General features: G+C 41.2%; 17 protein-coding genes. 7 read left to right on the top strand and 10 right to left on the bottom strand.

From position 1 onward, the window contains the following. Positions 1–89: 89 nt before the first annotated feature. Positions 90–914, top strand: a complete 825-nt coding sequence (locus J500_RS10290) for a hypothetical protein (RefSeq protein ID WP_004994631.1) — start codon at positions 90–92, stop codon at positions 912–914. A gap of 9 nt (positions 915–923) precedes the next feature. Beyond that, entirely contained in the window at positions 924–1,844 is a 921-nt protein-coding gene (locus J500_RS10285) for a mechanosensitive ion channel family protein (protein ID WP_004994636.1), read from the top strand. 60 nt (positions 1,845–1,904) lie between these two features. Here the strand turns inward: J500_RS10285 and J500_RS10280 are convergent, their stop codons facing one another. After that, positions 1,905–4,754 carry a DUF2339 domain-containing protein gene (locus J500_RS10280; RefSeq protein WP_004994640.1) on the bottom strand — a complete coding sequence of 950 codons (2,850 nt, stop codon included), beginning with the start codon at positions 4,752–4,754 and terminating at the stop codon, positions 1,905–1,907. Between the two features lie 148 nt (positions 4,755–4,902). Between J500_RS10280 and polA the strand changes: the two genes are divergently transcribed. After that, positions 4,903–7,665 (top strand): DNA polymerase I, encoded by a 2,763-nt coding sequence (gene polA, locus J500_RS10275; protein WP_004994641.1) that lies wholly within the window; start codon positions 4,903–4,905, stop codon positions 7,663–7,665. Positions 7,666–7,755: 90 nt separating this feature from the next. On the opposite strand, the gene J500_RS10270 is transcribed toward polA, so the two are convergent. The 5 genes from J500_RS10270 to ppx form a co-directional block, all read right to left on the bottom strand. Next, positions 7,756–8,322, bottom strand: coding sequence for a YggT family protein (locus J500_RS10270; RefSeq protein ID WP_004993058.1), 567 nt, complete (start codon positions 8,320–8,322; stop codon positions 7,756–7,758). Positions 8,323–8,338: 16 nt separating this feature from the next. Continuing rightward, positions 8,339–9,175 carry a pyrroline-5-carboxylate reductase gene (proC, locus tag J500_RS10265; RefSeq protein WP_004994642.1) on the bottom strand — a complete coding sequence of 279 codons (837 nt, stop codon included), beginning with the start codon at positions 9,173–9,175 and terminating at the stop codon, positions 8,339–8,341. Beyond that, positions 9,172–10,551: a tRNA lysidine(34) synthetase TilS gene (tilS, locus tag J500_RS10260; protein ID WP_081402794.1), complete on the bottom strand. Its 1,380-nt coding sequence runs from the start codon at positions 10,549–10,551 to the stop codon at positions 9,172–9,174. Before tilS ends, proC begins: the two co-directional genes overlap by 4 nt. After that, entirely contained in the window at positions 10,488–11,312 is an 825-nt protein-coding gene (locus J500_RS10255) for an acetyl-CoA carboxylase carboxyltransferase subunit alpha (RefSeq protein WP_004993051.1), read from the bottom strand. Before J500_RS10255 ends, tilS begins: the two co-directional genes overlap by 64 nt. Positions 11,313–11,386: 74 nt before the next feature. Next, positions 11,387–12,907 carry an exopolyphosphatase gene (ppx, locus tag J500_RS10250; RefSeq protein ID WP_004994646.1) on the bottom strand — a complete coding sequence of 507 codons (1,521 nt, stop codon included), beginning with the start codon at positions 12,905–12,907 and terminating at the stop codon, positions 11,387–11,389. Between the two features lie 277 nt (positions 12,908–13,184). Here ppx and trxA point away from each other — a divergent pair, with 277 nt between their 5' ends. The 3 genes from trxA (at position 13,185) to J500_RS10235 (ending at position 15,825) form a co-directional block, all read left to right on the top strand. Then, on the top strand, positions 13,185–13,511 hold the full coding sequence (gene trxA / locus J500_RS10245) for a thioredoxin (protein ID WP_004993046.1): 327 nt from the start codon (positions 13,185–13,187) through the stop codon (positions 13,509–13,511). A 336-nt stretch (positions 13,512–13,847) separates the two neighbouring features. Continuing rightward, a complete protein-coding gene (gene rho / locus J500_RS10240) occupies positions 13,848–15,116 on the top strand; it encodes a transcription termination factor Rho (protein WP_004993042.1) in 1,269 nt (422 codons plus the stop codon). A 412-nt stretch (positions 15,117–15,528) separates the two neighbouring features. Then, complete coding sequence (locus J500_RS10235) at positions 15,529–15,825, top strand: hypothetical protein (RefSeq protein WP_004993040.1); 297 nt, start codon at positions 15,529–15,531, stop codon at positions 15,823–15,825. A 497-nt stretch (positions 15,826–16,322) separates the two neighbouring features. Here the strand turns inward: J500_RS10235 and J500_RS10230 are convergent, their stop codons facing one another. From J500_RS10230 to pheS, 3 genes are read right to left on the bottom strand one after another with little or no spacing between them, the layout of a single operon-like run. Next, positions 16,323–16,616, bottom strand: coding sequence for an integration host factor subunit alpha (locus J500_RS10230; RefSeq protein WP_004993038.1), 294 nt, complete (start codon positions 16,614–16,616; stop codon positions 16,323–16,325). Continuing rightward, entirely contained in the window at positions 16,613–18,994 is a 2,382-nt protein-coding gene (pheT, locus tag J500_RS10225; RefSeq protein ID WP_034699491.1) for a phenylalanine--tRNA ligase subunit beta, read from the bottom strand. The genes J500_RS10230 and pheT overlap by 4 nt, the downstream gene beginning before the upstream one ends. 33 nt (positions 18,995–19,027) lie before the next feature. Beyond that, positions 19,028–20,008, bottom strand: coding sequence for a phenylalanine--tRNA ligase subunit alpha (gene pheS, locus J500_RS10220; protein ID WP_004993033.1), 981 nt, complete (start codon positions 20,006–20,008; stop codon positions 19,028–19,030). A 176-nt stretch (positions 20,009–20,184) separates the two neighbouring features. On the opposite strand from pheS, the gene J500_RS10215 reads away from it, so the two are divergent. After that, positions 20,185–21,228, top strand: a complete 1,044-nt coding sequence (locus tag J500_RS10215) for a hypothetical protein (RefSeq protein WP_004993030.1) — start codon at positions 20,185–20,187, stop codon at positions 21,226–21,228. Positions 21,229–21,282: 54 nt separating this feature from the next. Here the strand turns inward: J500_RS10215 and J500_RS10210 are convergent, their stop codons facing one another. Then, complete coding sequence (locus tag J500_RS10210; RefSeq protein ID WP_005002516.1) at positions 21,283–21,480, bottom strand: hypothetical protein; 198 nt, start codon at positions 21,478–21,480, stop codon at positions 21,283–21,285. Positions 21,481–21,526: the final 46 nt, after the last annotated feature.

The raw sequence follows: 21,526 nt of genomic DNA, 5'->3' as shown, positions 1-21,526 counted from the left end.
TAATGATCAAAAATAGAGTTTTGAGTGTACTCTAAGCGTACTACAGCGTGAAGTCTGTTTTTACAAACTCACCAGAGGAATTTTTTAACTTGGAACAACAGCAATACGATCATCTCGAACCCGAGCAAACCAATTTAAAGTGGTGGGGTGAACAGAAATTTGAACTCAGCGAATCTAAAGCATGGCAGTTTGGGTCATTGCTCTTTCGTTTGACACGCGGAATTAATGAATGGCGACTGGAGTATTATCGTCCGCAATACCAACATGACTATGAACAACAATGGCAGAGAATTGCAGACCCACATTTTGCCTTTCCACAAGGGGCAAAAATTGAACGCTATATGTTTCGTAATACCCATAATGAATTTCAACTGATGCCACGTTTGGCAGATCGTTCAGTGGTTATCAAACCAGTCGATCCAATTTATATTCCAGCAGGTGAACGTGGCACACTTTATATTAGTACGCCATTATGGATTGCAGGCTTTGTTGAAAATCAGCGAGAACCCATTTTTGATCTTCCTGTGATTCGCCCCAAAGATACTTGGTTTGGCCCTGATCATCGTACTGGGGAAATGTGTTATGCCACAGCAGTTGATGGTCGCACCGATTTAAATCTACTTAAACCACGTGCATTTCGAGCTGTTACTCCAGTTGAATTTCACAACACCAGTAGCCAACAATTACGCTTTGATCGTATGAATGTGCCTGTGTCTGCCTTGCCTTTATTTTATAGTGAAAGCACTAATCGCTTATGGACATCTCAAATTAAAGTCATACACGAAGGTTCAGATCGTCCACCGCGTATTCGTCTGGAAAATCGTACGCCCCCATTGGCAGGTGAAGTCACTTATGTACATCCACCACGTTCACCGGGCGGTGCCTTGTTTAACATGTTTGATTCATTTTTCTAAGGAGGCATTATGGCAGATTCCAATATCCCCAAAGATGTCGCTGTCAGCCTCAAAGGGATTTTTACCAATATTAATCTGGATCGACTGAGTGAAATTCTGGTCGCTGTTGTTCTATGTTTAATTGGCTTTATTTTTGCCCGCTTGGTTTCAAATACGTTTATCCGAACCGTAGGCATGCGCTTCAATGCACACCAACGAATGGTTTGGCGACGCGGGATCTTCTACTTTATTTTTATTATTTTTGTGATGGCTAGCCTGAAAGAAGCAGGCTTTAAACTTAGCGTATTTTTAGGTGCAGCAGGAATTTTAACTGTCGCTTTGGGTTTTGCTTCACAAACCTCAGCCAGTAACTTGATTAGTGGTTTGTTCCTGATTGGTGAAGGATCATTTGAGGTCGGGGATACTATTCAAATTACCTTAATTCGTGGTCATACCATTGAAGGGCAAGTGATTTCGATCGATTTGCTTTCGGTCAAATTACTGACATTAGATAATGTCTATGTACGTTTACCCAATGAACAATTGATTCGAGCTCCAGTCATGAATATGTCCAAGTATCCAATACGACGCATTCCGATTACCCTCGCCATCAACTTTCAGGAAGACATCATGAAAGTGCGTAAGGTTCTTCTTGAGGTTGCATCCAGATATCCTTTGGCATTAGATGACCCCAAACCTGAGGTGACTGTCACCGCCTTTCGTGAATCTTCAATTGAGCTGTTATTTTCAGTCTGGTGCCGTCAAGAGTTGTATTTAAAAACTCGTGATGAGTTACAAGAACGTATTCGTAATGGCTTTTTGGAAAATCAAATTGAGATTCCTGTACCGAAGATGGGCTTTGTTGATCGTCCACCAACAACGCCTTTAACGGAAGATGACATTGACTCCTATGCCAATACACAGGAACTTAAACGAGAACCAAAACTTTAGGCAAATTGACAAGGGTGGCACGGCCACCCTTTAAAATAGTTTATCCATAAGGTTTTAAATTTAATGCTCAATGCTTTCCTTATTTGATTGTGCTGGTGGCAATGGCGCCAGATAAGCAATGACCAACATGATAGTTCCAGCACCAATAAATGAAACCACACGAGTTAAGGTTCCACTCTGCGACAAATCAAGTACCACTAGCTTAATCACCACAATAGCAAGTAATGCTGCCCCAACAAACCAAAGCTGACGGATTTGACGCTGACTTGAAAAAGTCATTAACACGAAAGCCAAAATTACCCAAAGTAAAGTTAAGCTAAGTTGTACCGTACCATTCAACCAAATTGTCCAACCCCAAAGAGGTGTCGCCAAATAAATATGTAAGGCCCGAACGACAATACTGCTAAACACCACTAAGGCAATCAGAATGCTGACTACTTTAGAAAACCATTCTGATGTTTTAAATGAAGCAGTAAAATTATGATGATAAACCATCCACAATAATCCAGATAACAAACTTAAGCACAGTAAATCTACAGGATTGAAGATCGGTAAATAATAAGCGACAAAAACCTGATCACTCAAACTAATCATTAACAACCAAAACCAAGTCAGCGCCCAAACTGAAAACTGATCTAGCATAAGGTCATTTTTTCGCTTAAACAGCCAAATACTATATAAGACAGGGATGACAGCGAAAGAAAGCAATGCAGCATCTGGCCAAAGTGCTGGGCCTATTATTGCCAAACTCAGCCAGAGTAAAGCTGCCCACCAAGCATTAAACTTCGAATCAATTTGCTGGTTTTTTTGAATGCTAATCAAGAGCAATGCCAAAGTGGTTGCTGCAATGAAAAAGCACATTTGCTGTAACGAAGCAATCCAATCAAAATGTGTGAATATTCCCTGTTGAATCAGCTCTACGAAACACAAGCCGATAAAAATATTCAAGATCGTCAACTGTGGAAGCTGCCAATCCAAACGTGCGCGTAAATACACCACTCCAGTAAAGCCAAAATATAAAACTGCGGCAACCGCCAAATAAGGGCTTAAGCCCTGCCCGTGCCATGTAAAATACTCGACACCTGCCACTGCGCCTGAATATAAAGCCAGACTCAAAAATAAACTGGCAATGACTGATGAATCCTGTCGAGAGGATGGATCTCGAAATAAAAAATATGCCGAAATGAATTGTGACATGGCATAGATACTGGTGCTTAACACAGGAAAATGGTCATCTGACCAGACTTGATAAAATAGGACAACGGAACTGAGTACGACTAAAAATATCCCCAGATAACGACTCAATCGATAACGCTCAGAAACACCCCAAACAATTAAAGCTGTCCCTTGCACCACCCAACCAATTGCTGTCCAGTGCGCCCCTTGATATAACGGGAAAATCAGCGCAATAAATGCCACCGCTAAAATAAAAAAACTTTTGGCTAAAATTGATAATTCAGATTGTTTTTGTTTAATCCACCAGCCCAAAGCAGCATAAGTTCCTCCCAGAAGTGCTGCCCCCAGAGTCAGTGCTAGACTTGACTGTTGCACTAAAAAAGCATGTAAGGAAAATCCCAAAATCGGCACACTAAAAATCAAACCAACATCGACCAATGGTGGAAGTTGAATATTGGATTGATGGTTCAAGAAAGAATCATTTAAAGACTGATCTTTTAAAGAGCGATATTCTTTCTGAATCAGTTGGCTATAACGTACACTCAGCCAGATAAACAAGGCGATATGCAGCCACAAAATAAGATCAAGCGTATGATATTGTGCTGGATTTGCATAGATAACAATGACGCTGCCCGCAAGTAATCCTGACGCGAAAAAAGCAATTTGATTGAGTATTTTCCATGGCTTGATAAAATTCATCGCGGCCACAGCCAGATTAATCATCAAATAGTAACTCAACAAAAAGACACTATCTGGATGCGATTGTGGGATCAATAAAGGTGCAAGATAAGCCATACTTAATGCAAGCATCGATAGATAAACCGCATTTTGTTTTAAGCTTAAAGCGACCGTAATAAGCAGCAAAACAGCAAAACCAACACTTGCGATGCTTAAATTTGCAATCACCGCATAATGATGCGCAAAAATTAAAGTCAGGAAAATAATTGCCAGACCTGCACCTTGCAAAGCAACTGCAAATAATGCGTTCTTTTTTCTCAAATAATAGCCAAATATAGTCAATGCACCGCCTGTAATAGCGATTCCCAATAACTTTATACTCAAACTGAGTTGCCAATGTTCACTGGCAAAACGCAATAACAGCACCACCCCAATCATTAAAATCGCAATCGCAACTCGCAAAATTGGATTACCATGCATCAGCCAATCCAGTGCTGGTTGCCACCATGCCCGTTTTTGAGATGGTGGATCTACAGCAAGAGCATCATGAGTCGGATCATTCTCTAGGCTTGACAATATCGGTGTATCACCTTGAGATTGAAACCACACAGGAGTTTCCGATTGCTCCAAATGATTCAATTCAATTGGTTCAACATCAAAACTCAGTAATGTTTGTTGAATCTTTTTATGGTTTTCAAGATTTTTTAGGCGCTCATTCATCGAACTTAACATCTGAATCAGACTAAACAACACCAATCCACTTCCAACTAAAATAGCCGAACCACTGTGCAAATAGTAACCTGCAAGACCAATTAAAGTTCCAAGATATAGAGCCCATTGCGGTAAATATAAATGATCAACAGATGCAGTCACTTGATATTGCTGTTCAAGCTGTTGAATGCGGCGCTCAAAAGCTGTGAATTGTTGTACGATAAAAAAGATCAAAAGTACAGTAACAACGGCCACTGCATGTTTGATCTCAAAAGCAAGTGCACCTAATAAAGCGACAGCAAGAATAATGATTATCGTGGGGTAGTACTTATCATTTTTATCCATATTAAAAAAACAAACTCAGTTATTTTAAAGCTATCTTACCTCATCAAAACATCTGCGTATATTTAGCCACCGTCCCTAAAGGCGAAGTTCTACATTTTGCTTCATTTTCACGTAGAATAAGACCCAATCGTTCGTAAGGAAGTATTCAATGCCACCATTTGTTTTGGTTGATGGGTCTTATTTTTTATTTCGTGCATTTCATGCACTCCCACCGTTGACGACCTCAACAGGATTACAAACCAATGCAATACGTGGTGCGATTTCTGCCATTCAAAAACTGATGCGCCGCACTCAGCCCACGCATATGGCGGTAATTTTTGATACCCCAGAACCCACATTTCGTCATGAACTTTCGCCTATTTATAAGGGCGACCGCCCAAGCATGCCCGATGAATTGGCACAGCAAATTCCGTATTTACATGCTTTAATTAAAGCATTAGGCATTCCTTTATACATGCTGCCGGGTGCAGAAGCCGATGATATTATTGGGACGTTGGCGAAACATGCAGAAAAAGAAGGTCATCAAGTCTTAATTTCGACTGGTGATAAAGACATGGCGCAACTGGTCAACGAAAAAGTCACGCTTGAAGATAGTTTCAAAGATAAACCCATGGATATTCAAGGCGTTTTTGATAAGTTTGGCGTATGGCCGAACCAGATCATTGATTACCTAACGCTGATGGGTGATGCCTCAGATGGCATTATGGGGGTTCCCGGCATTGGTGCTAAAACCGCAGCTAAGCTTTTAACGGAATATGGCTCGATCGGGGGCATTTTAGAAAACGTCGATCAAATCAAAGGCAAAGTCGGTCAGAGCATTAAAGACAATGTCGATGGTATTGCCATTGATCATCAACTTGCGAGTATCGTCTGCGATCTGGACTTAGGTCTAACATGGGATGATTTAAAATTACGCGAGCCACATGTCGATAGCTTACGTCATCTTTATACCGAACTCGAATTTAGAAATCAGTTGCAATCTTTAGATCATCCTAATAATCCTGTCAGCAACAGCTATAAAGAAGCCAACAAAGAAATCGCTAAAGCTGAAAGTGCGCAACCTATTGAAACAGAAGATCAATCTAGCATGACCAGTGATGATGATCAGCTCGGTGTTGCCAATTACCATACGATTCTCACCCAAGATGCATGGGACAATTTATTCAAGCGTTTACAGACTGAGAAACGTTTTGCCATTGATACAGAAACCACCAGTCTGGACTATCGTGTTGCCGAAATGGTCGGTTTTTCTATCGCTTTTGATGCTCATGATGCCTATTACGTACCACTCACACATGACTACGAAGGTGCACCAGAGCAACTTGATCGTGAGCAAATATTGGCACAAATGAAGCCCATTCTGGAAGATGATTCAGTCCAGAAAATTGGACATCACCTTAAATACGATGCACATATTTTTGCTAATCATGGCATTGATCTCAAAGGTTGGTATTTTGATACCATGCTGGCCTCTTATGTATTGAACTCAGTTGCCACCCGTCACGGGATGGATGATGTAGCACGAGTCTACCTAAGTCATTTGACCACAACTTTTGAACAAATCGCAGGAAAAGGCGCAAAACAAAAAACTTTTAATCAAATCGAAATTGAAGTGGCTGCACATTATGCTGCCGAAGATGCACATGTCACCTATCGCTTATATGAAGTGTTGGCAAAAAAACTAAAAGCTTCACCTGAGCTTGAAAATATTCTGTATCACATCGAAATGCCTGTCGCATCTATCCTCACGGGTATGGAAGAAGCTGGCATTAAACTTGATCATGCATTTTTGGATCAACTCAGCCTCGAATTTACTGAAACTATTCAAGGTTTGGAAAATCAGGCGATTGAATTGGCAGGCGAAACCTTTAACGTCAGCTCCCCTAAACAAGTGGGGGAAATTTTATTTGATAAAATGGGGCTAAAAGGCGGCAAAAAAACCGCAACAGGTCAGCACAGTACAGGTGAAAGTATTCTGGAAAAAGTCGAGCATCCGATTGCAGAAGTAATTTTAGAACATCGTACTTTATCGAAGTTGAAAAACACCTATACCGATCGTTTGGTCGAGCAATCACACAATAAAACGCATCGAGTGCACACCAGTTATCATCAGGCATTGACTGCCACTGGTCGTTTATCTTCTTCAGATCCGAACCTACAAAATATTCCGATTCGTGGAGAAATTGGTCGTCAAATTCGCAAAGCCTTTATCGCTCCTGAAGGTCGCGTATTATTGGCTGCCGATTATTCACAAATCGAATTACGTTTAATGGCACATTTTTCTCAAGATGAAGCCTTGCTCGATGCGTTTAAACACGGTCAGGATGTACACCGCCGTACCGCAGCCGAAGTATTGAATATTCCGCTAGAAGAAGTCACCCATGATCAGCGCCGTCAAGCCAAAGCTGTTAACTTTGGCTTACTTTATGGAATGTCCGAATTTGGTTTGATTCGTCAATTGGGCTTTACCCGTGAAGAATCACAAAATTACATTAAACAATACTTTCATCGCTATCCGGGTATTTATGAATACATGCAACGTACCCGTCAGGTGGCTTTAGAACAAGGCTTTGTAGAGACCATTTTAGGTCGTCGTTTATATACGCCAGACATTGATGCCCGAAATATGATGGTGCGTAAAGGTGCAGAACGTGCCGCGATTAATGCGCCATTGCAAGGCAGCGCGGCGGATATCATTAAACTTGCGATGATTGAAGTGGATAAAATGCTGCCAAAGGATCAGGCCGTATTGTTACTTCAAGTCCACGATGAATTGGTCTTTGAAGTCGATGCCGATTTGGCAGATGAACTGGCTCCAAAGCTGGCTGAAACCATGCAATCGGTGGTTGAAATTTCAGTGCCTTTAGTGGTTGAAGTCGGTAAAGGATTGAACTGGGAAGAAGCACATTAATCTTTAGAAAAAATCCAGATAAAACAAAGGCCGATTGATTCGGCCTTTGTTTTATCTAAGAGTTTTACGTATTAAAAAACCACATCAATTTTACAATCCAGTCAGTAAAATTTTTGCGACTTCATTCATTAAGATTTCAGCAATATATAAAGCTAAAAATGCAATAATTGGAGAAAGATCAATCATCCCCATATTCGGCAATAAACGACGAAATGGTGCAAGTAAAGGTTCAGCCAATTCCTGAATCACTTCAATATACGGAGAACGTGATTGAGTAAACATCACCACCCAGCTCAAAATAATCGTAGCAAAAATCAAATAACGGCAGAAACGGATCAAATCCTGAATCATGGTCACAAAAGTTAAAATCAACAAATGGATCGGGCTATTTGGCATCGCACCTGATAGATACATCAACCCAAAAATTTTGAGTAAATAAAGCACGATTAAAAGTGCCAATGCCGCTAGATTGACACGACCTTTTGCCACTGTCGGAAAAATACGGCTAAAAATATCCACAATTTTAGTCGCTTTGACCGTTGATAAAACTACAGGGTTATAAGGACTTACCCCTGTCAACTGCATTAAAAAGCGGAAGAACACCAATAAAATGGCTACATTAATTAAAATACCAAAAATAAGCGCAGAACTCGCCATACTGTTACTTTCCTACTTAATGGGTCTTGGTACTGTCACTTAGCTCATGTGCTAATTCTTGACTACGTTTTTGCGCAGCAGCAAGTGCTGTCTGGATATTTTGTGAAATCTGGGCGCGATCAAAGACTTCAAGTGCTGCTTGCGTCGTACCATTGGGAGAGGTCACATTTTTACGCAATTCCGCTGGGGTATTGGAACTGGTAATCGCCATCTGCGCTGCACCCAAAGCAGTTTGCAAAGTGAGCGCAGTCGCGACTTTTTCATCCAGTCCCATATTTTTTCCAGCGCGAATCATACTTTCCATTAAATAGAAAAAGTACGCTGGGCCTGAGCCTGAAACCGCTGTTACAGCATCAATTTGTGCTTCTGAATTTACCCAAATGGTTAAACCCGTTGCAGCTAAAATCTGACTGGCTAAATCACGGTCTTTCGTTGTTACATTTTCATTGGCATATAAACCATGGGCACCAGTCTGAACTAAAGCAGGTGTATTCGGCATGACACGTACAACGCGATCCGTTCCAGTCAATGCAGCAATCGTCTCTATTTCTGCTCCAGCAATAATCGAAACAATTAACTTGCCTTCAAATAGACCGTGTAAAGGCTTTAAAACCGTACCTAAAACTTGTGGTTTCACCGCTAAAACGACCACATCGGCATTCTTAATAGCTTTTACATTATCATCCACTGCCTGAATTTCTTTTTCATGCAATAACTGACGAATCGCTTCGACAGGATCAGACACCATAATCCGAGTTGTTGGTAATCCACGTGCCAGCAAGCCACCAATCAGGGCTTGCGCCATATTACCACCACCAATAAATGTGATATTTGAATTTAATGTCGCATTCATGAATTATGCTCAACTCGCAAATTATCTATCTCAGAACTTAAATGTGGCAACCAACCGTCATTTTCACAATATTTCGATTGTGCTAGCCAAAACCCTTTTGGGGTAAAAACCCCTAGCATAACATTATCTATGGCTAATATTTGAATTGTATGACGTAACCACGGCAAAATTTGTGCCTCTTGTATGGCTTTTTTTAATGGCCAATGCCCAACACGCCCATATAAATGGATTTTTTCACCGCCCTGACGTGAGTGTATCGTTAAGTTTTGCTTTAATAAATCAGCAGAAAGTCCTATTTCAGCAGAAACGATTTTAAATTTCCCTGAAATTAAAGAAATGCTTTGATCAAGATCTAAACAAATCGCACCCGTTACATGAGAACAATTTTTTGACGCTAAATATAAGGCTTTAGCAATTCGATAAAGTTGTTTTTGATACCGGACATAATAGTGTCCATGCCAATGCAAAGCCGACTGGGCATCTACTTTGGCATTGATCACTTCTTGTTGTAAACGCGCCACCATCTCAAAAGGTGGTCGATAATCTGCCTCTCCTTTCATCCACGCCGATAAAAGCTGACGCTGCCGAGGCAAACTCAGTTGTTGTAATTTTTCTAGATCGATTTGATGGGTATCACCACAGTACTGCGTATCTTGAAGTAATACCTCCTGTAAAATGCTATTAGCATCCTGCATTAAAATACTGGTGCGACTCAAGGCTTGCTGCATTTTGGGATAACGTTGTTGCAATAATGGCCAGACGTCTTGACGACACCATGCCCGATCATACTGTGTGTCAAAATTAGTCTGATCTTGTACAAATGGCAGATTTAATTGCACCAACCATGACTCAATTTGTTCACGCGATAACGATAAAAAAGGTCGCCACAATTGAAAATTTTCCCGATTTTCCAACTCTTGCATGGCAGACAGACCATTTACACCTGCACCTGACAGTAATCGCAGTAAAACAGTTTCTGCCTGATCCTGCTGATGATGTGCCAAGACTAAAATGTCATGAAATTTTAAATATTGTTGATATGCAGAATAGCGGGCGGTACGTGCCTGATTTTCCAGATTGCCTGAGGCAACTTCAACCTTCTGAATAATAATGGGAATATTGAGTTGCTGTGCATAGTTTTGCACAAAGATGCCCCAGTCAGGGCTGGAGGCTTGTAATTGATGATCGACATAAATCGCACGAACGCGCGCTGGAAAAACAATCGACATTAAATGCAGCAATAGCATGGAGTCCATGCCGCCACTGCATCCAATTAAAAATGTGGTTTCAGGTGAAAACTGTTCAGCTTGATTTAAGAGGTGAGACCTAAATTTTCGCTGCCAAATTTCATTAAACGCTGGTAACGAGCTTCGCATCGTTCATCTGCATCCATCGGTAGCAATTCATCTAGCGCCTGTTTTAACACGACTTGCAGATTTTGCATAACCTGTTCTGGATGTAAATGTGCGCCTTCGCCTTCATCGACGACATATTCGACAATACCGATCTTTTGCAGCTTATCAGCAGTCAATGCCAAAGCATCACTGGCCTGCTCTGCCTTTTCTGCTGTTTTCCATAAAATAGAAGCACAGCCTTCAGGTGAAATCACCGAATAAATACTATGTGACAACATAATCACACGGTCAGCAACGCCAATCCCCAACGCTCCACCAGAACCACCCTCACCTAATACTGTCGCAATGACAGGCACTTTTAAGTGAGACAGTTGCGCCAAGCTCGTTGCAATCGCTTCAGCCTGACCGCGTTCTTCTGCACCGACACCGGGATATGCTCCCATGGTATCGATAAAGGTAAAAACAGGCAGATTAAAACGTTCCGCCATATCCAGTAAGCGTTGTGATTTACGATAACCTTCGGGATTCGACATCCCAAAATTATGTTTTAACTTTTCACGGGTACTACGACCACGATGCTGACCCACCACCATCACTGGGCGGCCTTCAAAGCGTGCTAAACCACCGACCATTGCACCATCATCACCAAACAGACGATCGCCATGCAAGGCATCAAATTCAGTGAAAATTTCACCGACATAATCTAGAAATTGTGGTCGATCAGGATGTCGTGCGATTTGCACTGTTTTCCACGCTTTAGACTGAGCAGCTTTACTTTTCATAAGTCGAGTATTATCCCTAAATTGGGGCGTATTGACCGCATATAGCACATGCTCAATCGCCCAACCAAGTCGAGTTAATCGATAAATTTTTCCGACTGAATATCCAACTCAATGTCCCAATGCTTAAATTGCTCTTGCTCATCATGCAGATCGGCAACCAGCAACGGCCATTGTTTTGCATCACCAGAAACACTAAGTTGCCATTGTTGACTATTTAGTACTGTCAATTCAATGGCAGGAAGCATCTGATCACTTCGGCTGTGATTGAGTAAAACAGCCAAACGTAGCAGTAGGCAAAGATAGACCAATTTGATGCCGCCGCCTTTTAAAACGTCCTGTTTAGCGTCATTACGCAATTTGCGGCGATGATAGGCAACCAACAAAGAGAGATGATTTTGGTCAATTTGTGAGAAGCCTGGAATGTCCGAATGTTGCAATAAGTATGCACCATGACGATGATAACCACCGTGACTGATCGCCAGACCAATTTCATGTAAATAGGCTGCACGGCGCAATAAATCACTGTCTTCGTTGGTTAAATCCAGTTGTTGTGCGACATCATCAAACAATTGTTGTGCAGTATTGACCACACGCTCTGCCTGTTTTAAATCGGCATTGTAGCGCCCCATCAGTGCCTGTACGCTTCGATCACGAATATCTTCATGCTTAAAACGACCAAGTAAGTCGTACATGACCCCTTCACGTAGCGCACCATCGGAGTATGCGAGTTTATCGATATTTAAAACATCAAAAACTGCATACAAAATCGCCAAGCCTGCTGGCAAAACTGCTCGCCGATCGTCTTTTAAACCTTCAAAATCGATCTCGGCGCTATGCTTAAATTTGAGGAGTTTATCTTTGAGTTTTTCCAGACCGTCACGTGTGACATTTTCCTGCTCATCACTCAAGCCTAAATTAACCATAATTTGCTTGGCCGCTTTAATAGTACCTGAAGAACCAACTACGGTATCCCATCCTTCAGCTTTATAGGTATTGGCAATTGCAGATAATTCTTTACGTGCAGCTGTGACGGCCTTATCAAAAATTTTAGGGCTAATATCACCTTCTGGAAAAAAAGCTTTGGTATAGGCAACACAACCCATTTGTAAAGATTCGGTTTGAATCGGCTCGAACTCTTCACCAATAATCAGCTCTGTTGAACCACCACCAATATCAATCACCAATCTGCGACCACCGTTCGCCATGGTATGCGAGACGCCCAAATAAATTAAACGAGCTTCTTCACGACCCGCAATAATTTCGATGGGTTTAGGTAATATTTCAGCCGCTTTTTGAATAAATTCATGACCATTTTTGGCCTGACGCAAAGCATTGGTCGCCACAATACGTAAACGGTTCGGCTGTACCGACCCCAAACGCCCGACAAAACGGGCCAGACACGCCAAACCGCGCTGTTGCGCGGCTTCGGTCAAATTTTTATTTTCATCAAGGCCTGCCGCCAATTGCACTTTTTCAGACATTGAAGCGACTTTTTTGACTTCACCATGATCTACACGTGCAATGGCTAAATGGAAGCTGTTCGATCCCATGTCGATGGCAGCAAGTAATTCTTCATCAATTAAAAAATCAGCCATTGAAACTAACCCCTACAGAATTGTCGCTTAGAGTAATTCACATACATGCAATTGAAAAGCCATTTTTGCCAATCAGTTGGCTGCTTTTATATAAAAATAATGCTGATCCAGCATTGTTTGTCACGATGATCAGCATTGCCAACATCTATTAGACAAATTAATCGAATCCTTGAATAATGTAAAACAACCCTTACATTGACTTAGAAGGCTATGTAATACTTCATGCCGATACGTTCTTATCCTTCTAAAAATTTCTTAAAAGATTTGGAGCAAGCTTATGTCTGCTAATATTGTAAATACCACTGATGCTGATTTCCAAGCAGATGTTCTAGACTCACAAACGCCTGTACTGGTTGACTTCTGGGCAGCATGGTGTGCACCATGTAAAGCCATTGCGCCTGTGCTTGAAGATTTGTCTCAAGAATATGAAGGTAAAGTAAAAATTGTAAAAGTAGATGTGACTTCTTGCGAAGAAACTGCGGTGAAGTACAACATCCGTAATATTCCTGCACTACTTTTGTTCAAAGACGGTCAAGTCGTTGCTCAACAAGTGGGTGCGGCACCTCGTTCTAAACTTGCTGCTTTCCTGGATGAAAACACCTAAGTTTTTGCCAAACGATGCGAGTCCCTAATACGCTATTTCAAATAGCGTATTTTTTTTGCTGAAAAATTGACAAATGCGCTGATCTGACTTATATTTCTTGAGCAAGAAGTGCTGAAGGAAAATCACTTCACCTGCCTTCTTACAAAGCAAGACACAAAACATAAGATCGCCGCTCGGCACTAGCAATTGTTTTCATATATTTCATACCGAAACAATCAACCAGACTTCTGCGTTTGTGACTATGCAAGTGCGTATATTTCGCATTTGAAACTTGCGGCTGACTTTTGCTTCTCTTATTTGACTCCAACTTTATTTTCCTTATCAATCTGACCACTTATGAACTTAACCGAACTCAAGAAAAAACCGATTGGCGAACTCATTAAGATTGCTGAGTTTATGGGCCTTGAAGGAATGGCTCGTAACCGTAAGCAAGATATTATTTTCGCCATCTTAAAACGCCACGCCATGAACGGTGAAGAAATCTTTGGTGATGGTGTTCTCGAAATCCTCTCTGATGGTTTTGGTTTTTTACGTTCAGCTGCGGGTTCTTACCTTGCAGGTCCAGACGACATCTATGTCAGCCCTTCGCAAATTCGTCGTTTTAATTTGCGCACAGGTGACACGATTACAGGAACCATTCGCCCACCAAAAGAAGGTGAACGTTATTTTGCACTGTTAAAAGTCAACCAAATTAACTACGACACTCCTGAAAACTCTCGTAATAAAATTCTTTTTGAAAACTTAACACCACTTTTCCCAACCGAGCAACTGGTCATGGAGCTTGGTAACGGTACCACTGAAGATTTGACCTCGCGTGTTGTAGATCTTATTGCGCCAATTGGTAAAGGCCAGCGTTCCATCATTGTTGCCCCACCTAAAGCGGGTAAAACCATGTTATTACAAAACATCGCACAGTCGATTGTTCGTAATAATCCAGAGGTTTTCCTGATCGTTCTACTCATTGACGAACGTCCAGAAGAAGTCACTGAAATGGAACGTACCGTTCGCGGTGAAGTCGTGGCTTCCACTTTTGATGAATCTCCTGCACGTCATGTTCAAGTTGCCGAAATGGTGATTGAGAAGGCGAAACGTCTGGTTGAGCACAAAAAAGATGTCGTGATTCTACTCGACTCGATTACTCGTCTGGCTCGCGCCTATAACACGGTGATTCCATCATCAGGCAAAGTGTTAACGGGTGGTGTCGATGCGCATGCTCTCGAACGTCCAAAACGTTTCTTTGGTGCAGCACGTAACATTGAGGAAGGCGGTTCACTGACCATCATTTCAACTGCATTGATCGAAACTGGCAGTAAGATGGATGATGTGATCTACGAAGAATTCAAAGGTACAGGTAACCAGGAAATTACACTGGATCGTCGTATTGCCGAAAAACGTGTCTTCCCTGCAATGAATATCAAGAAATCTGGTACGCGTCGTGAAGAGCGTTTGATGGATGAAGATAACCTACGTAAAGTCTGGATTCTACGCAAACTGCTTCATCCAATGGATGAGCTTGCTGCAATGGAATTCTTACTTGATCGTATGAAAGAAACCAAAACCAATGATGATTTCTTCGATCAGATGAAACGAAAAGCTGCGAATTAATTTCGTTGTTATTTCATATCAAGGCTGCCCATATGGCAGCCTTTTGTTTTGGTTGACATTTTTTACATAAATATACAATTGTAGGTATTTAATGTTAAACCCCGTGTTATTAAATGATAAATTTCAAGATTAAAAAGAAAAAACGTTTAGCTTTTAGAGGCTTAACAATTATTTCTCCAATATAAACTGACTTTTTGATTGTTATTTTCTGTTAATAATTCGTCTATTTTATCGCTTTTTTCTCTTAATTTTATCGTTCAGCAGTAGTATTTCATCATAGGCAATGATAGCATATTTCCAGACCAGTTAGACTGCTCCATGCGTTGTTACCTAGCTTCGTTAGGAATAATTAAAGCACAAACAGGCTAACACCGGTTTTTTTTAATCTCACAAAATTTATGAGAGTGATGCCATGTTATTCAAGAAAATCGCTATTGCTGCTGCTATCGCTACTACTTTAGCTTTCGTTGGTTGTGCAAAGAAAACTGAAGAAGCTGCTGCTGACGCTAACGCTGCTGCATCTGAAGCTACTGCTGCTGCATCTGAAGCTTCTGCTGCTGCAACTGACGCTGCTGCTGTTTCTGCTCCAGAAGCTGCTGCTGCTGCATCTGACGCTGCTGCTGCTGCTGACACAGCTGCTGCTGCTGCAACTGACGCTGCTGGCGCTGCAACTGACGCTGCTGCTTCTGCATCAGAAGCTGCTCACTAATCTAGTATCTAGATTTAGTGTCAAAAAAGAGAGCTCTTTAGCTCTCTTTTTTTATCTAGAAATAACTCACAATTAAATTAATAAATTCACGATTCACGATTCACGATTCACGATTCACGATTCACGATTCACGATTCACATATTATTGCTTAAGATCATAATTTTCATAACCATAAGCTCCTTTTCCTTTCTATTTACCAGTTCATTATTATTTTATTTTTTATAATAAAATCATGGCATAGTACATTCATATCGATTTTGCAATATTAGAGTCATCTAATGAAAAGTATTAGGTTCAGCGTAAATTTTATCTCGAATTTCAAACAAACAGCCTACACACTCAAATATATAAGAACGGCAAATGAAGTGATCAAAGGTCATATGTAAATTTCTGGATTTTCTAAATCACCCAATTAGACATAAAAAATGGCAGGATTAAACCTGCCATTTTATAAAAAAAGAAAAATCAAATGAACACAGCTCTGGAATAGAACAGTTTAATCCTGCTCATTTCCCACGCGCTGTCTAAATTTTTGACCCGCTCTAAAAGTCACAACACGACGTGCAGAAATCGGAATTTCTTCTCCTGTTTTAGGATTACGCCCAGGGCGCTCACGTTTATCACGTAATTCAAAGTTGCCAAAACCCGAAAGTTTGACATGCTCACCTGCGATGAGCGCTTGGCTAATCTCGTCGAAAAACAACTCAACCATTTGTTTTGCTTCACGACGATTTAAGCTCGTGAGCTCACTTAAATGATCCGCCATGTCTGCTTTAGTTAGTGCTGTCATGAGGCCCTCAATGTCGCTTGATAAGTGTTTTCTAACACTTCTATAATTTGATCCATACCAGATTTAATTTCAGCATCTTCAAGCGTACGTGAAGGATGTTGCCATAACAATGCAAATGCTAGAGAGCGCTTGCCTTGTTCAACACCTTGACCCGTGTACACATCAAACAACCAACTAGAATCCAAAAGGTCTCCACCTGTTTGTTTAATTAACTGCTGAATATCATTCACATTTATATTATCACTGATTAACAGCGCAATATCACGTCGAACCGATGGAAAACGTGATAATTCTGTAAAATTAGATACATAAGATTGCAAAACTGTACTTTGATCTAATTCTGCTACCCAAGTTACACCTAAATCCAGATCATTTTCAAGTGATGGATGTAAACGTCCCAAATATCCGAACGATTGACCATTTACTACAATCTCAGCAGATTGCCCCGGATGCAACCAAGCGCGTTCTGAACGGACATAATCAACTTGCACTCGCCCAGCTGCCAATATCTGCTCAACTTCACCTTTAAGATCAAAGAAATCCATAGGCTGTGCTTTGGCATGCCATTGTTCAGGAATACGTGAACCCACTGCAATTAACGCCAAAGTCGGAATTTGTTTTAAATCATGAATCGACTGAGCATTTTGATAATCAAAACGCAGACCAAGTTCGAACAGACGTACCCGATTTTGTTGACGATTTAAATTGTATTGTACACACGGAATCAAACTCGACAGTAAAGTACTACGCATCACCGCCAAATCACTTGAAATTGGATTCGCCAATGCCAGCGGATGAACAGCTGGATTCAATTGTTTTTCCAGTTTTAAGTCAGCAAAGCTAAAACTAATCGCTTCTTGATAACCCAGTGTGACCATCGTTTGACGTAACTGATCTTGCTCAAAACCATCTTGATAAGCACTAAATTTCACATCAATCTGTGGCAAACGAATCTGAATATTATCATAGCCATGAATACGGGCAACTTCTTCAATCAAGTCCTGATAAATCGCCATATCGTAACGATGTGATGGCGGTACAACTGACCACTGCCCTTGCGCTTTAACCGTAACTATACAACCTAGACGCGTTAGAGCATCTGCAATAAACTCAGCCGATACTTGGTAACCTAGTAAGGCATCAACCTGTGCTTGATTGAGTTCGATCGAGTTACGTTGTGGCAATCGCTCAGTTTTTTCAGCTACTGTAATCGGACCAAACTCTCCGCCTGCATATTGTTGAATCAACTGTGAAGCACGATCCATTGCGATCATTGGTAATTCAAAATCGACACCACGTTCATAACGTTGTGAAGAATCTGTATGCAAACCAAAACGACGTGCACGACCTGCGATTGCAAGTGGGGCAAAGAATGCGCTTTCAAGGAAAATATCTTGTGTGTCATCAGTTACACTAGTTTCAAGACCGCCCATGATCCCTGCAATCGCCAATACTTTGACATCATCCGCTATGACCATAATCTCAGGATTGAGTTCAACTTCCTGTTCGTTCAATAGCATCAATTTTTCTTGAGGCTGAGCTTGACGGACCTGAATATCGCCTTGCAATTTTGCCAAATCAAAGGCATGCATCGGCTGACCCAATTCCATCAACACATAATTGGTAATATCGACCAAAATGCTATGGGTACGAATCCCTGAACGTGCTAAAGCTTGTTCCATCCAAGCAGGTGTCGCTGCTTTGACATTGACATTTTTGACAACACGGCCTAAATAGCGCGGTGCGCCATCAGTGGTCAATTGAACTTGTTTTTGCTCAGTAATGTTTGCTGCAATCGCTTGAATCTCAGGCTGAGTAACAGGCAACTGATTGATCACACCAATTTCACGGGCAATTCCACGAATACTAAAACAGTCACCACGGTTCGGCGTGATGCTAATATCAATGACGTTGTCATCAAGTTTTAAGTAATCACGAACATTGACACCCACTGGTGCATCATCAGGCAACTCAAGTAAACCGTCGATTTTGTCTTCCAGATCAATTTCTGAAGCACCACACAGCATGCCTTGAGATTCAACCCCGCGCAGTTTGCCTTTTTTAATTTTAAAATCGCCTGGCAATACTGCGCCAATGGTGGCAACAGGTGCTTTCATGCCTACACGTACATTGGGCGCGCCACACACAATTTGTAAAGCTTCGCCTGAACCAATATTGACCTTGGTGACACGTAGGCGATCTGCATCTGGATGCTGCTCAACCGTAAGTACTTCACCGACAACCACACCAGTAAATGGCTTGGCAACAGGTGCAAGTTCATCGACTTCCAGACCCAGCATGGTCAGTTGATCAGCCAGAGTTTCACTATCAATCGCTGGATTCACCCAAGTGCGTAACCAGTTTTCGCTAATTTTCATTTGTATAAAACCTTATTTAATCCTGAAAAATGTTTAAGCAAATTGGCGTAAGAAACGCACATCGTTTTGATAGAACATCCGCAAATCATTAATGCCATAACGCAACATCGCAAAACGTTCTACCCCTAAACCAAAGGCAAAGCCTTTGTATTTTTCAGGATCAATTCCTGCTGCTTGTAGTACATTTGGATGTACCATGCCGCAGCCTAAAACTTCTAACCAACGTCCGCGCTCATCCATAATATCCACTTCAGCACTCGGCTCTGTGAATGGGAAATAAGATGGACGGAAACGGACTTTTAAATCTTTTTCGAAAAACTCATTCAGCAAGTTGATCAATAAACCTTTCAACTCAGCAAAACTGGTATGTTCTGCAACGTACAAACCTTCGATTTGATGAAACATCGGAGAATGGGTTTGATCCGAATCACAACGATAGACACGACCCGGACACACAATACGAATCGGTGGTTGTGTGGTTTCCATGGTACGAATCTGCACACCAGAGGTATGCGTACGCAATAAATGATTGGCATCAAAATAAAAGGTATCGTGCATCGCGCGTGCAGGATGATGTCCTGGAATATTCAAGGCTTCAAAGTTATGATAATCATCTTCCACTTCAGGCCCAGTCGCGACCATAAAACCTGCTTTGGTAAAGAACTGACAAATACGTTCTTGCACCTGAATCACAGGATGAATACTCCCTGTGTGTTGACCACGTCCTGGCAAGGTAATATCAATCGTTTCGCTCGCCAGTTTTTGTTGTAATGCAGCTTGTTGTAACGCATTTTGACGCTCAGTCAGTGCGTTATTCATCGCTTCACGAACAGCATGAATAGCAGCACCTTGAACCTTACGTTCCTCAGGATCCATTTTGCCCAATGCTTTCGATTGTTCTGCAAGCTGGCTTTTTTTCCCTGTAAATTGAACTCGGACTTGATCGAGTGCAGCAAGGTCTTGAGCTGCTGCAATGGCAGCAAGCGCTTCGGTGGTCAGGGCTTCCAGTGACATAGTAACTCTCAAAGCAACAAAGTTATAAATAAAATAAAACTCTGCATTCTAACAGTTTTTAGACACAATGATGAAGATCAAACGCAGGAAAATTGCTGTTCAATGCGAGTGACCTCTAGTCATACGAATTATAAAACGTATAAGATTGCATTCAGCACAGATGAGAAAACTGAACTATGGCACTTGATCAAATCTGGAAACAACAACTTACTCTAATCACCTATGGCAATGAATATCTCAACCATGAACTCAGTTTTAGTCGTTGGTTACAGCATTCTATTTTTTATCAGCACTATTTTCAGTTTCGTGATCTGAGTTCACAGCACCTGCTGGCACAGCATTTTCAAGTCTGGCTTGAAGGATTAAAAAAGCAAGGTGTTTACCGCATTAGTCTACATCTTTCCACATTACTCACTGATGAACAAAATCCAAATGCCAATGTGGAGCTACTGCCCTTTGCCCATTTTATTGTGAGTCATGAAAAGAATAAAAAAACCGCATGGATCTTAGGTAAAGAACTTGCCGAATGGTACTTAAATGACAATGACTTTGAAATTCCAGCTTCACAACAGTCAACTTTGCATCAGGAAACATTTTGGCGCTTTGATCTGTCTGATAAGTTATCCAAAAAAATTGAAGCCGATTTAAAAGAGTCTGATTGGAACGAAATTCAAACCTTTATTGAAAATGAATTATTTCGCAGCAAGTACGCTCAAAATTTTGTTGAACCGCAAAATCTTGATTTACCCTATTATGGAATCGATGCCAAACTGGTACAAAAACCAGATGGATCACTTTTGCAGGACATGCAATATCTAGCGCTTATTCCAACAGATTATTCCGCCGATGTTGCGCATGAACTTTTGCATCGTACCGAAGCTTTGTCAGACTTTATTGAGCAGTTACGTCAACATCCTTATCGCGAATCTGGTGAAATGCTTACACCTGAAGATCAGATTAATCTGCGTAATTTTTCTCAGAAACTGGACGATCTGAGTGCCAAACTGATTGTAAAGATCGCCAATCATTATAAGTCCGCACAGCGCACTCCTATCGAAATCGTATCCCCTCTCGATCCTCAAGCACAGACGCTATCGCAAAATAAAAAGCCTTCTACCTCTAAAGATCATCAACATCATAAAGTAGGTTCATCGGGAGTGATCAAACTTATTATTCTGACCATTATTATTTGCGCTTGCGCGTATTATTTTGGCCTATAACGATTTTGAATAAAAACCTAAAGTACATTTACTTTAGGTTTTTAGATTTATCTCTCAATAACTGGGTTTTATTTTTATAATGACTTTGTGCCCACCATCATGTTGATTAACAATGTGATGAACATTTTCAATTTCACCTTCAACTTCTGCATCTGGCCCATAAAAAACTCGAATTGTTTCACCTTTTCTTGGCAAAATACTCAATTCCGTTTCAATTGTACCTTGCTCTAAACCTTCTACACTGACTAACATGTTTTTATTCTCCTCGACTTCTCTTGACTGTAAAAGCTTCTTTACT

Origin of the sequence: Acinetobacter sp. 479375 (genome assembly GCF_000581715.1) — a bacterium.
In the GTDB taxonomy this organism is placed as follows: Bacteria; Pseudomonadota; Gammaproteobacteria; order Pseudomonadales; family Moraxellaceae; genus Acinetobacter; species Acinetobacter ursingii.
This window is presented reverse-complemented; position numbering and strand designations above follow the sequence as displayed.

Coding starts and splice junctions, on each gene's coding strand:
- J500_RS10280 (WP_004994640.1), bottom strand. CDS start 4,754: ATGGATAAAAATGATAAGTACTACCCCACGATAATCATTATTCTTGCT.
- J500_RS10210 (WP_005002516.1), bottom strand. CDS start 21,480: ATGTTAGTCAGTGTAGAAGGTTTAGAGCAAGGTACAATTGAAACGGAA.
- proC (WP_004994642.1), bottom strand. CDS start 9,175: ATGAATGCGACATTAAATTCAAATATCACATTTATTGGTGGTGGTAAT.
- tilS (WP_081402794.1), bottom strand. CDS start 10,551: ATGCGAAGCTCGTTACCAGCGTTTAATGAAATTTGGCAGCGAAAATTT.
- trxA (WP_004993046.1), top strand. CDS start 13,185: ATGTCTGCTAATATTGTAAATACCACTGATGCTGATTTCCAAGCAGAT.
- J500_RS10270 (WP_004993058.1), bottom strand. CDS start 8,322: ATGGCGAGTTCTGCGCTTATTTTTGGTATTTTAATTAATGTAGCCATT.
- J500_RS10230 (WP_004993038.1), bottom strand. CDS start 16,616: ATGACAGCACTAACTAAAGCAGACATGGCGGATCATTTAAGTGAGCTC.
- J500_RS10235 (WP_004993040.1), top strand. CDS start 15,529: ATGTTATTCAAGAAAATCGCTATTGCTGCTGCTATCGCTACTACTTTA.
- pheT (WP_034699491.1), bottom strand. CDS start 18,994: ATGAAAATTAGCGAAAACTGGTTACGCACTTGGGTGAATCCAGCGATT.
- pheS (WP_004993033.1), bottom strand. CDS start 20,008: ATGTCACTGGAAGCCCTGACCACCGAAGCGCTTGCTGCCATTGCAGCA.
- J500_RS10285 (WP_004994636.1), top strand. CDS start 924: ATGGCAGATTCCAATATCCCCAAAGATGTCGCTGTCAGCCTCAAAGGG.
- J500_RS10215 (WP_004993030.1), top strand. CDS start 20,185: ATGGCACTTGATCAAATCTGGAAACAACAACTTACTCTAATCACCTAT.
- polA (WP_004994641.1), top strand. CDS start 4,903: ATGCCACCATTTGTTTTGGTTGATGGGTCTTATTTTTTATTTCGTGCA.
- rho (WP_004993042.1), top strand. CDS start 13,848: ATGAACTTAACCGAACTCAAGAAAAAACCGATTGGCGAACTCATTAAG.
- J500_RS10255 (WP_004993051.1), bottom strand. CDS start 11,312: ATGAAAAGTAAAGCTGCTCAGTCTAAAGCGTGGAAAACAGTGCAAATC.
- ppx (WP_004994646.1), bottom strand. CDS start 12,907: ATGGCTGATTTTTTAATTGATGAAGAATTACTTGCTGCCATCGACATG.